General features: G+C 73.2%; 11 protein-coding genes. 4 read left to right on the plus strand and 7 right to left on the minus strand.

Annotated elements, in window-relative coordinates:
- Positions 1-160: 160 nt before the first annotated feature.
- From IH44_RS0136445 to IH44_RS0136455, 3 genes are all read left to right on the plus strand, one after another.
- Entirely contained in the window at positions 161-952 is a 792-nt protein-coding gene (locus tag IH44_RS0136445) for a TetR/AcrR family transcriptional regulator (RefSeq protein ID WP_030464124.1), read from the plus strand.
- Positions 953-1049: 97 nt separating this feature from the next.
- Positions 1050-3689 (plus strand): hypothetical protein, encoded by a 2640-nt coding sequence (locus IH44_RS41955; RefSeq protein WP_035957424.1) that lies wholly within the window; start codon positions 1050-1052, stop codon positions 3687-3689.
- A gap of 182 nt (positions 3690-3871) precedes the next feature.
- A complete protein-coding gene (locus tag IH44_RS0136455) occupies positions 3872-4276 on the plus strand; it encodes a DUF4259 domain-containing protein (RefSeq protein ID WP_030464125.1) in 405 nt (134 codons plus the stop codon).
- Between the two features lie 70 nt (positions 4277-4346).
- On the opposite strand, the gene IH44_RS0136460 is transcribed toward IH44_RS0136455, so the two are convergent.
- Positions 4347-4673, minus strand: coding sequence for a hypothetical protein (locus tag IH44_RS0136460; RefSeq protein ID WP_030464126.1), 327 nt, complete (start codon positions 4671-4673; stop codon positions 4347-4349).
- A gap of 399 nt (positions 4674-5072) precedes the next feature.
- Here IH44_RS0136460 and IH44_RS0136465 point away from each other — a divergent pair, with 399 nt between their 5' ends.
- Positions 5073-7337 (plus strand): glycoside hydrolase family 18 chitinase, encoded by a 2265-nt coding sequence (locus tag IH44_RS0136465; protein WP_030464127.1) that lies wholly within the window; start codon positions 5073-5075, stop codon positions 7335-7337.
- 9 nt (positions 7338-7346) lie between these two features.
- On the opposite strand, the gene IH44_RS0136470 is transcribed toward IH44_RS0136465, so the two are convergent.
- The 6 genes from IH44_RS0136470 to IH44_RS0136495 all read right to left on the minus strand — a co-directional run.
- A complete protein-coding gene (locus tag IH44_RS0136470; RefSeq protein ID WP_030464128.1) occupies positions 7347-8036 on the minus strand; it encodes a spermidine synthase in 690 nt (229 codons plus the stop codon).
- A 73-nt stretch (positions 8037-8109) separates the two neighbouring features.
- The gene (locus IH44_RS0136475) at positions 8110-8967 is read right to left on the minus strand and encodes an amino acid ABC transporter permease (protein WP_030464129.1); all 858 of its coding nucleotides are present in this window, start codon (positions 8965-8967) and stop codon (positions 8110-8112) included.
- Positions 8968-9016: 49 nt separating this feature from the next.
- On the minus strand, positions 9017-9661 hold the full coding sequence (locus IH44_RS0136480) for an amino acid ABC transporter permease (protein ID WP_030464130.1): 645 nt from the start codon (positions 9659-9661) through the stop codon (positions 9017-9019).
- Between the two features lie 61 nt (positions 9662-9722).
- Positions 9723-10628: a glutamate ABC transporter substrate-binding protein gene (locus IH44_RS0136485; RefSeq protein WP_198545101.1), complete on the minus strand. Its 906-nt coding sequence runs from the start codon at positions 10626-10628 to the stop codon at positions 9723-9725.
- A gap of 10 nt (positions 10629-10638) precedes the next feature.
- Positions 10639-11367, minus strand: a complete 729-nt coding sequence (locus tag IH44_RS0136490; RefSeq protein WP_030464132.1) for an amino acid ABC transporter ATP-binding protein — start codon at positions 11365-11367, stop codon at positions 10639-10641.
- A 65-nt stretch (positions 11368-11432) separates the two neighbouring features.
- The coding region (locus tag IH44_RS0136495) for a LapA family protein (RefSeq protein WP_232795235.1) at positions 11433-11740 on the minus strand (308 nt) is incomplete at its 5' end.

Below are 11740 nucleotides of genomic sequence, written 5' to 3' on the forward strand. Positions count from 1 at the left end.
CTCCTCCTCGTCGCCCCCGCCACGCCTTCTCTCCACCTCCGCCCCTCCTCGCCGCCCCCACGCCCATTCGCCCACTCGCCCCTATCTCTCCCTCTCCCCCTCTCCGTCCCCCACTCCTCCTCGTCGCCCCCGCCACGTCCGAAGAACTAGGGTGGGCCGCATGGCTTCCCGTACGCCGTCCGCGGCCCCCCTCGCGGAGGAACAGCGTCCTGCCGCCCGTGCGCCCCGGCGGCGGCTGAGCGTCGACGAGCGCCGCGAGCAGCTCATCGCGGTGGCGCTGCAGCTGTTCTCGGACCGCGCGCCCGAGGACGTCTCGATCGACGACATCGCCGCGGCCGCCGGCGCCTCCCGCCCGCTGGTGTACCACTACTTCCCGGGCAAGCAGGCCCTGTACGAGGAGGCGCTGCGCCGGGCCGGGCGCGAGCTCGCCGGGCGGTTCGAGGAGCCGGGCGAGGGCCCGCTCTCCGAGCGCCTGTACCGGGTGATGGGCCGCTACCTCGACTTCGTGCAGTCCCACGCGGCCGGTTTCACCGCGCTGCTGCGCGGTGGTTCGGTCGCGGCCAGCCCGGACGCGGACGCCGTCATCGACCAGGTCCGGCGGGCCGCGCAGGAGCAGATCCTGCTGCACCTCGGCGTGCCGGCGCCCAGCCCGATCCTGCGCCGCACCGTCCGGGCCTGGATCGCCAACGCCGAGATCAGCTCGCTGGACTGGCTGTCCGACAAGCCCGTCCCGGTCGAGACGCTGCAGCTCCAGCTGGTCCAGGAGCTGGTCGCCGCGCTCGCCCTCACCGCCACCCGGGACCCGGAACTGGCCGCCCTGCTCGGCGAGTTCTTCGCCGAGGAACGCCCCGACGGCCCGACCGCCCTGCTGGTCCGCGATCTCGCCGCGACCTTCACCGCCCCGGCCCTCACCGAGGCCCTGTTCCGACTGGCCGCTCCGCCCGCTCCCTGAGCCCCGGTCGCCCCCGGCCAACCCACCGACCCGCACGGTCCCGGTCTGATAAGAATTGGCTGAACTGTCCACACCCGAGAACGAGGGGGCTCGGCGAATGACGCAGGACGGCTTCGCCGCCGCAGACCGGATCACGGCCACGCTGGACGCGGCGTGCGCCGCACTTCTCGGCAGCCGTGCCACCCATTACCAGGCCGACGCCCTCACCGCGTTCCGGCACTCCGAACACCCCGCCGCCAAGGCCCTGTTCGGCCTGCGGATCAGCCAGATCGGCCCCGGCCTGCTCGCCGTGCCGAAGCTCGGCACCGTCGTCGAGGTGTCCAGCGTCCGCCGTCCGAACGCCGCCGCCGGCCGCGAGGCCGTCCCGGTGCTGGCCCAGCGTTTCGGGGCGTCCGCGCTCGGCCTGACCGACGTGCCGTCGGCCGCCGCGCTGCGGCTGTCCGTCGATCCGGTCGGGCTGGACGACGAGACCGTGGCCGGGTTCACCCCGGCCCTCGCGGCGCTCGCGGAGCCCCGGACGACCGTCGCGCCCGACGAGCTGTCGACCGGCTCCGGCGTGGAGGCCCGGCTGGTGGTGCCGCCCGCGTTCCACACCCTGACGGTCCGCGGCTCGGGCAACGCGCTGTCCGCGCACCTGGCGGAGACCGCCGAGGAGGTGTTCTCGGGCGGCACCCCGGCCGAACGCAACGACTTCGCGGTGGTCGCGGCGATGCTCGCCGAGCACTTCGCGGCGGCGGACGTCGCGTACGCGGGTGTCGGCGCGCTGCTGGTGAACGGCCGGCGCTCCCGGGTGTCGCTGGTGGTGTCGACCGTCCAGTGCTCCCAGCCGATCCAGGAGTTGGCGGTGGACCTGTCCACCGAGCGCCCGTACGCCGAGGTGTGGACGGTGCTGCTGCCGTCCGGCCCGGCGGCGCTGCTGGTGGAGACCCGGGCCGTGCCCGCGCTGAAGGAACTGCGGGACGAGGACCCGAGCGGCCGGGTGGTGAGCACCGTGGTCGAGGCGTTCCTGCCGATGCCGGACGGGGCCACCGTGCTGACCGTCCAGCTGACCACCTCGGACCCCGAGGACTGGGACGTGTACACCGAGGTGTTCGCCGACCTGCTCTGCACCGTCCAACTCGCCTGGGACGGCGTGTCGGTGGCCCCGACCCCGGTACCGGTCGGACGGGCCCTCCCCGCCCAGCCGGCCGCCGCGCCCCCGGCCGCACCCGCGCCCACGCCGGTGCCCGCCCAGGCCCAGGCACCCGCTCCGCCGGTGCAGGTGCAGGTGCCGGTCGCCGCTGCGCCCGAGCAGCCCGAGAACCCGCCGGGCACGGCGGTGCGGGTGCCGCCCTCCGACTTCAACCCGTTCGGCACCCCGGCCCCGGGCGACCTGCCCACGCAGAGCACCGCCTCCCCGGTGCTGGCCTCCACGGACGCGTTCGCCGCCCCGGCGCCCACCCCGGCCCCTGCCTCGCCGATCGACGAGGACGGGGAGCCCAAGGGCCGCCTGGTCAAGGTCCCGCCGGCCGACTTCAACCCCTTCGTCTCCCTCGCCCCCGCACCCGCCGCCGCAGCCCCGACCGCACCCACCGCCCCAGCCGCCGACCCCTTCGCAGGCAGCGACCCGTTCGCCGCCTCGGCACCGGCCGCAGCCCCGGCAGCCGAACCGGAGGAGGCCGACCCCACCAAGGGCCGCCTGGTCAAGGTCCCGCCCGCGGACTTCAACCCCTTCGCGTCCCTCGCCCCCGCACCCGCCGCCGCGGCCCCGGCCGCGCCCGCCGCCCCGGCCGCACCCGACCCCTTCGCAGGCAGCGACCCCTTCGCCGCCGCAGCACCCGCCCCGGCAGCCCCGGCCTCGGCCGAGGAGCCCGAGGAGGCCGACCCCACCAAGGGCCGCCTGGTCAAGGTCCCCCCGGCCGACTTCAACCCCTTCGCCTCCCTCGCCCCCGCACCCGCCCCGGCAGCCCCGACCGCACCCACCGCACCGGCCGCCGCCGACCCCTTCGCAGGCAGCGACCCGTTCGCGGGCAGCGACCCCTTCGGCGCCCCGGCACCGGCCGCTCCCACACCGCCCCAGGAGCCCGAGGAGGCGGACCCCACCAAGGGTCGCCTGGTCAAGGTCCCCCCGGCCGACTTCAACCCCTTCGCCGCCGCGGCCCCGGCCGCGCCCGCCCCGGCAGCCCCGGCCGCCGAACCGGAGGAGGCCGACCCGACCAAGGGCCGCCTGGTCAAGGTCCCGCCGGCCGACTTCAACCCCTTCGCCTCCCTCGCCCCCGCACCCGCCGCCGCGGCCCCGGCCGCGCCCGCCGCACCGGTCCCCGCCCCGGCGGCTCCGACCCCGCGTCCGGCCGCCGCCGACCCGTTCGGGACGACGCTCTCCTCCGAGCCGTCCGACCCGTTCGGCACCGTGACCACTCCGACCGCCGCCCCTGCCCCGGCCGCGAACATCCCCCCGCGTCCGAGCGCCCCGCCGATCGTCCCGGCCCCGGCCGCCGAACCGGAGGAGGCGGACCCCACCAAGGGCCGCCTGGTCAAGGTCCCCCCGGCGGACTTCAACCCCTTCGCCGCCGCAGCCCCGGCCGCGCCCGCCGCGGGCCAGGCCGAGGAGCCGGAGGAGGCCGACCCGACCAAGGGCCGCCTGGTGAAGGTCCCGCCGCCGGACTTCAACCCGTTCGGCGCGGCCGCCCCCAGCGCCCCCGCCCCGGCCCAGCCCCAGGCTCCGCCGCCCCCGCCCCCGGCCAGCCCCTTCGGCTGATCCCCCGTAGCACCGCACCACCGCACCACCGAACGGCGAGCCGACCCCGGCTCGCCGTTCGCGTTCCCGTCCCGGAACCGCCCTCGCCCCTCGCCCCGAAACCTCCCACCCCGAAACCTCCCCACCCCCACTGTCAGCGGCCGTTGCGAAGATCGCCGCACCACCACAGGAGGAGAAACACCATGGGCGCCTGGGACACCGGCCACTTCGACAACGACACCGCCGCCGACTTCGGAGGCAGCCTCGACGAGACCGCCCCGGCGCAGCGCGCCGAGCTGATCCGGGCCGTGCTGGCCGAGGCCGCCGGGGAGGAGGACGACCTGGACTCCGACGTGGCCCTCCAGGCGGTGGCCGCCGCCGCGCTGGTGGCGGCGCAGTGCCCGGGCGGCGAGCCGGTCACCACCGCGTACGGGCCGCAGGAGCCGCTGCCGCCGTTCCCGGCGGAGTTGCGCCCGCTGGCGGTGGCCGCGCTGGACCGCGTCCTGGGCGCGGACTCCGAGCTGGCCGAGCTCTGGGACGAGACCGACCTGTCCACCGACTGGCGCGAGGGCATCGACCGGCTGCGCACCGTCCTGCGCCCGGCCTGACCGCCCGCGGCCCGACAGTCGGCCGCCGACCACAGCCGCAGCCACAGCCGCAGCCACCCCCGACGTCCCGTCAGTTCACCTCCACCGCCCGCCGGTCGTCGACCTCCTCGGCGAGCACGGCCATCCGGTACAGCGTGACGAAGTAGCTGGTGGCGTAGGTGTCGGCGGCGACGGCCGGCAGCAGGTCGGCGAGCAGGGCGCGGCGCTGGCGCAGGTGTTCGCGGTGGCGGTCGGCGAGCGGGCCGTCGAGGGCGGCGACGGTGCAGCCGGTGAGGGTGGTGGCGAGGGTGACGAGGCTCGTGCCACCGGGTTCCCGGTCGTACCAGCCCGGGGGGAACCGCAGGGCGCCGAACTCCTCGAGGAGTTGGGCCAGCAGTTCGATCTCACGTTCGAGCATGCCAATGATCATGCCGCACCCACCGCGCGATTGGGAACGCGTGTCACACACATCACCCTCACTCCGCCCCCTCCCACCCAGGTCCGTCACCTGATTTCCACCGCGTCCGCACCCCCGGAGGAACCGCCGCTCAAACCCCCAATCCCCGTCCCCTTGCGGCAATTTCCGCATGGTCCAGACCTATTGCCATTCCATTACCCGATCCCTACCCTCCAATGACACAGGAACTCCCGGGCTCCCCGACGGCCAAGGAGTCCGCCGCCCGCGCCCGCCCGCCAGGGCCCACCGGGCCGCGGCCTGCTCGATCCGCACCTGCACACGCGAACCCCTCCTCCCCACAGGCAGTGGAGCCTGCCCGCGCGTGCCTCGCGCGGCGCCGCTCCCGGACAGGAGCCCTTCATGCGCAGACGTCGGTACCGCCTCCCCCTGCTCGCCGTCGGTAGCCTGCTCGCCCCGCTGCTGGCGGTCTCCCTCCCCGCCCGGAGCGCGCACGCCGCCGAGCCCACCGCGGTCTTCCACAAGGACCAGGACTGGGGCTCGGGTTACGGCGGCGGCTACACCATCACCAACGCGGGCAGCACCGCGATCAACGGCTGGACGCTGGAGTTCGACCTCCCCGCGAACCACGCCCTCGGTTCGCTGTGGAACGCCACGTACACCGCCGCGGCCTCCCACGTCACCGTCAAGAACCCGGGCTGGCAGCCGCAGATCGCCCCCGGCGCCTCGTACGACTTCGGCTTCAACGTGGCCTACTCGGGCCCGTTCGCCGAGCCGAGGAACTGCAAGCTGAACGGCAAGCCGTGCGACGGCAGCGGCGGCGACGACCAGGCCCCGACCGCCCCGACGGACGTCACCGCGACGCAGTCCGGCCCGGGCCGGGCCGCCGTGTCCTGGACGGCGTCCACCGACAACGTGCGGGTCGCCGGGTACGACGTGTACGAGGGCGCGGCCAAGGTCTCCACGGTGACGGGGGACGGCACGGCGGTGACGATCGGCGGCCTGGCCGACGGCCGGCACACCTTCACCGTGGTCGCGTTCGACACCTCCGCCAACCGCTCGGCGGCCTCCGCCCCGGCGACGGTGGACATCACCCCGCCCCCGCCGGACACCGTGGCCCCCTCCGCGCCCGGCACCCCGGTGGGCACCTCGGCGGGCGCCACCAGCCTCGGCCTGGCCTGGGGCGCGGCGACCGACAACGTCGAGGTGACGGCGTACGACGTGTACAAGGGCGGGACGCTGGCCCTCACCGTCGCCGCCCCCACCACCTCGGCAACCGTCTCCGGCCTGTCCCCCGACACCCCGTACACCTTCACCGTGAAGGCCCGGGACGCGGCGGGCAACACCTCCCCGGCCTCCAACCCGGTGACCCTGCGCACCGGCAAGGTGAATCCGCGGACCGGCCTGACCATCGGCTACTTCACCCAGTGGTCGGTGTACGCCCGCGGCTACAGCGTGAAGCGGCTGGACACCTCGGGCAGCGCCGCGAAGCTGGACTACCTGAACTACGCGTTCGCCAACATCCACCCGTCCACCAAGCAGTGCTTCCTCACCAACAAGGCGGCGGGCAACGACTCCGACCCGAACGCGGGCGACGGCGCGGGCGACGCCTGGGCGGACTTCGGGCGCGGCTGGGACGCGGGCACCTCGGTGGCCGGGACGACCGACACCTGGGACCAGAAGCTGGCCGGCAACTTCAACCAGCTCAAGCAGCTCAAGGCCAAGTACCCGAACCTCAAGGTGCAGATCTCGCTGGGCGGTTGGTCCTACAGCAAGTGGTTCTCCGACGCGGCGGCCACCGACGCCTCGCGCAAGGCGCTGGTCTCCTCCTGCATCGACCTGTACATCAAGGGCAACCTGCCGGTGATCGACGGCCGCGGCGGCGCCGGTTCGGCGGCGGGCATCTTCGACGGCATCGACCTGGACTGGGAGTGGCCGAACTCGGAGGGCCACCTCGGCAACGTGATCCGCCCCGCCGACAAGGCCAACTACACCCTGCTGGCCCAGGAGTTCCGCCGCCAGCTGGACGCCCTCGGCGCCACCACCGGCAAGCACTACACGCTGAGCGCCTTCCTGCCCGCCGACCCGGCGAAGATCACCGCGGGCATCGACATCCCGGGCCTGTTCGGTGCGTTCGACTTCGCCACCGTCCAGGGCTACGACTACCACGGCGCCTGGGAGACGACCACCAACCAGCAGTCCGCCCTGCGGGTCGCCGCCGGTGACCCGTCCACCCCGGACCGGCGGTTCAGCTCGGAGATCGCCATCAACGCGTACGTCAACGGCGGCGCCCCGAAGTCCAAGCTGACCCTGGGCGTCCCGTTCTACGGCCGCGGCTGGACGGGCGTGCCGCGCGGCAGCACCAACGGCCTGTTCCAGACCGCGACCGGCCCCGCGCCGGGCAGCTACGAGAACGGCTTCGAGGACTACCACAAGCTCAAGGAGAAGCTGGCGGGCGGCGGTTACACCCTCTACCGGGACGAGGCGGCCGGCCACGCCTACCTCTACAACGGCACCGTGCTCTACACCTACGACGACCCGACGGAGATCACCCGGAAGGCCGGCTGGATCAAGGACCAGGGCCTCGCCGGGGCGATGATCTGGTCCTTCGACGGTGACACCGCCAACGGCGAGTTGATGACGGCGCTCGCCAACGGCCTGAAGTAGCAGGCGGGTTCAGGCGCGGCGTGCCAGGTGGACGACATCCGGCACGCCGCGCTCGACCGGGATCTCCTCGGTCCGCACATCAGTGAACCCGGCCTCGCGCAACGCCTGTTCGAAGGCGGCGGACGGCTGGGCGCTCCACACCGCCAGCACCCCGCCGGAGTTGAGCCGGGCGGCGGCGCTCGCCAGCCCGGCCGGCCCGTACAGCCGGTCGTTCTCGGCGCCGACCGTCCAGTCCGGCCCGTTGTCGATGTCGAGGCAGAGCGCGTCGTAGCGCTCCCCGCCCGCCGCCAGGTACGCCACCAGGTCGGTGTGCAGCACCTCGACCCGGGGGTCGTCCAGCGCCCCGGCGGAGAACGCGCCCAGCGGACCGGTGCGGTGCCAGTCGATGATCGCCGCCTCCCGCTCGGCCACCGCGATCCGCGCCCAGCGCGGCTCGGCGGCGGCGTGCGCCAGCGAGAAGCCGACGCCCAGCCCGCCGATCAGCACGCTGGGGCGCGCCACCGCCGCGAGCTCGTCCAGCGCGGCCTGCACCAGCAGCCGTTCGGAGCGGCCGTCGACGGTGTCCATCAGGAAGCAGCCGTTCACGATGACCTCGCAGTGCCCGCCGCGCCGCCGCAGCACCACCTCGCCGCCGGCGCTCTCCCGCCGGTCGAGCACTTCGGCCTCGGACAGGCCCTGGCGGCTGGGCAGCACGGACATCCGGCAACTCCTGGGAAGGTCGGCACCGATCGTGGACCTCCTGACCCTAGCCGACCCGCCCGGTCACCGACCGCTACCCCTGCGGGTCGGGCGTCAGTCCGGCCGCCGCGACCGGCGCGCCGCCCTTCGCCTTCGGGCTGCGCCGCCCGCGCCGCTCCAGCCACTTGGCGAACCAGGACAGCAGCAGACACATGCCGATGTAGACCGGGGCGATCACCATCACCACCGGGATGAACGGCAGGTCGTAGTCCAGGTTGGTGGCGATCAGCTTCCCGGCGTGCAGGAACTCCTCGTAGGTGATCAGGAACCCGAGCGAGGTGTCCTTGAGCGCCACCACCAGCTGGCTGACGATGGTCGGCAGCATCGCCCGGTTCGCCTGCGGCACCAGCACGTACGCCATCACCTGGGTCTTGCGCAGCCCCAGCGCGTACGCCGCCTCCCGCTGCCCCCTGGGCACCGCGAGCACGCCGGCCCGGAACACCTCGGCCAGCACCGAGCCGTTGTACAGCGTCAGCCCGGCGACCAGCGCCCACATCGGCGGGGCCTTGAGCGCGACGAAGATGAAGAAGATCATCACCAGCAGCGGCATCGCCCGGAAGAACTCCACCACCAGGGTGGACACCCAGCGCACCACCCGGTGGTCGGAGAGCCGCCCGGCGGCGAACAGCGCACCGAAGGGCAGCGCGAACAGCACCGTCCAGCCGAACGCCTTCAGGGTGTTGGCCAGCCCGCGCAGCAGCAGCTCCTGAACGCCCTTGTACTCGAAGGGCATCCACTTCTGGTACGTGAACTGCTGGGTGTGGAACAGCATGTAGACCACCCAGCCGATCACGGCGGCGATCACCAGCAGCGCCAGCCACCCGTACAGCCGGTGCCGGGCCAGCGCCTTCGGGCCCGGCACGTCGTACAGCGCGGAGGACTCCACCGTCATCGGAACACCTCCGTCATCGGGGCACCTGCCGCCATCGGGGCACCGGCCGTCATCGGGACACCGCCACCCGTCGCTCCAGCAGGTTGAACAGGGCGCTGATCGCCAGCGTCAGGATCAGGTACCCGACCGCGATCCAGACGAAGGTCCAGACGATGCCGTAGCCCAGCTCGTTGATGGTCCGGTAGGTGCCGAGCAGTTCGACCACGCTGAACGAACCCGCGATCGCGGTGTTCTTCGCCAGCGCGATCATCACGCTGCCCAGCGGCGCGACCACCGAGCGGTACGCCTGCGGCAGCACCACCAGGCCCAGCGTCTGGGTGAACGTCAGGCCCAGGCTGCGGGCCGCCTCGCCCTGCCCGACCGGCACCGTGTTCACCCCCGAGCGCAGCGTCTCGCAGACGAACGCCGAGGTGTAGCAGCCCAGCGCCAGCACCGCGAAGGTGAAGAACGGCAGCGTGATGTCGAACCGGGGCAGCCCCAGCACCACGATGAAGAACAGCAGCGTCAGCGGCGTGTTGCGCAGCACCGTCACCCACCCGGTGCCGAACGCCCGCAGCGGCCGCACCGGCGACACCCGGAACCCCGCGACCACCACCCCGAGCCCCAGCGCCAGCGCCGCGCTCACCAGGGTCAGCCACAGCGTGCCGAGGAACCCGTGCCAGTACGTGGACCAGTTGTCGGTCAGGACGTTCACCCGTCCTCCTCCCTGCTCACTGGTAGCGGCCTGTCCGGTCGTGCTCTCACTGGTGACGGCCTCACTGGTAGCGGTCGATCGGCGGCGGCTCGGGCGCGGGCACCCCGGACAGGCCGAGCGTCGCCTCGTACGCCTTCTTCCAGTCGCCGTTCTGCTCGTGCCGCTGCAGCGCGTCGTCCAGCGCCAGCCGCAGCACGGTGTCGTTCTTCGGCACGCCGATGCCGTACGGCTCCTTGGAGAACGGCTGCCCGGCGATCTTCAGCTCGTCCGGGACCTTCGCCGCGTAGCCCTGCAGGATCGCGTTGTCGGTGGTCACCGCGTCGACCTGACCGGTGATCAGGTTGTCCACGCAGGCCGAGTAGGTGTCGTAGCCGATCAACTTCGCCTGCGGGTAGTCCTGCTGGATCCGCTGGTACGGGGTCGACCCGGCGGCCGAGCAGACCTTCCGCCCGGCCAGGTCCTGCGGGCCGTTGATCTTCGTCTCGTTCTTGCGGACCAGCAGCGCCTGCCCGGCGATGAAGTACGGCCCGGCGAAGCCGACCAGCTTCTTCCGGTTGGCGTTGATGGTGTAGGTGCCCACGTAGTAGTCGACCTGCCCGTTCTGCAGCGCCGTCTCGCGGTTGGCGGAGGCGATGGTGCGGAACTCGATCTGCTCGGGGGCGAAGCCCAGGTCGGCGGCGACCATCTTGGCGATCTCGATGTCGAAGCCGGAGTACTCGCCGGTCGCCGGGTTCTTCTGCCCCAGGTACGGCTGGTCCTCCTTGGCGCCGACCACCAGGTGGCCGCGCGAGCGGGCCGCGTCCAGGGTCGGCGAACCGGTGACGGTGTCGCTGCTGCGCACCTGGTAGCTGGGCAGCGCGCTGGGCTGCGGGCCCTTCGGCGGCGGGGTGCCCTCCTTGCCGCAGCCGGACAGGCCCCCCAGCACGGCCAGCAGGACGAGCACGGACAGCACGACGTTCTTCCTCACCCGAACCACCTCAGTGCTTCAGGATCTTGGAGAGGAAGTCCCGGGCCCGTTCGCTGCGCGGGTTCGCGAAGAACTCCTCGGGGACGCGGTCCTCGACGATCCGCCCGTCCGCCATGAACACCACGCGGTTGGCGGCCGACCGGGCGAAGCCCATCTCGTGGGTGACCACCACCATGGTCATGCCCTCGGCGGCCAGCGAACGCATGACCTCCAGCACCTCGTTGATCATCTCGGGGTCGAGCGCCGAGGTCGGCTCGTCGAACAGCAGCGCCTTCGGGTCCATCGCCAGCGCCCGGGCGATCGCCACCCGCTGCTGCTGGCCGCCGGACAGCTGCGCCGGGTACTTGGCCGCGTGCGCCGCCAGCCCGACCCGCTCCAGCAGCTGCCGCCCCTTGGCCTCCGCCTCGGCCTTCCCCCGTCTGCGGACCTTGACCTGGGCCAGCGTCACGTTCTGCAGCACCGTCTTGTGCGCGAACAGGTTGAAGGACTGGAACACCATCCCCACCTCGGCGCGCAGCTTCGCCAGCCCCTTGCCCTCCGCGGGCAGCGGCTGCCCCTCGATCAGGATGCTGCCGCTCTCCACCGTCTCCAGCCGGTTGATCGCCCGGCACAGCGTGGACTTGCCCGACCCGGACGGGCCGATCACCACCACGACCTCGCCCCGGCCCACCGTCAGGTCGATGTCCTGGAGCACGTGCAGCGCACCGAAGTGCTTGTTCACCCCGCGCAGTTCGATCAGCGGCTCCCCCGCCGACCCGCCCGGCGCCCCGGCCGCCGACGCCCCCGTGCTCTCCCCCGGGGCCGTCACCTGCTGCGCCGCCCCTTCAGCAGCCAGCCCAGCGCCGTTCCGGCCAGCAGCGTCGCCAGCAGTGCGATCCACAGCGGGCAGGTGACGGTGAACACCCAGAACTGGATCTTCACCTTGTCCAGGTTGGCGAACAGGAACCAGACCGCCAGCACCACGATGACGCCGATCCCGATGTACCGGGTCGGAATCCCCGCGATCTCGTTGCGCTGGGTGCCTGACGGAGAACCACCTGATGTCTTGGTCACCCCCGCAGTCTGCGCCCGCCCCCACCCACCGACCGCCGCGCCACCCCGCCGCCCCCGCC

It is taken from the genome of Kitasatospora sp. NRRL B-11411, from assembly GCF_000721345.1.
Taxonomy (GTDB): domain Bacteria; phylum Actinomycetota; class Actinomycetes; order Streptomycetales; family Streptomycetaceae; genus Kitasatospora; species Kitasatospora cineracea.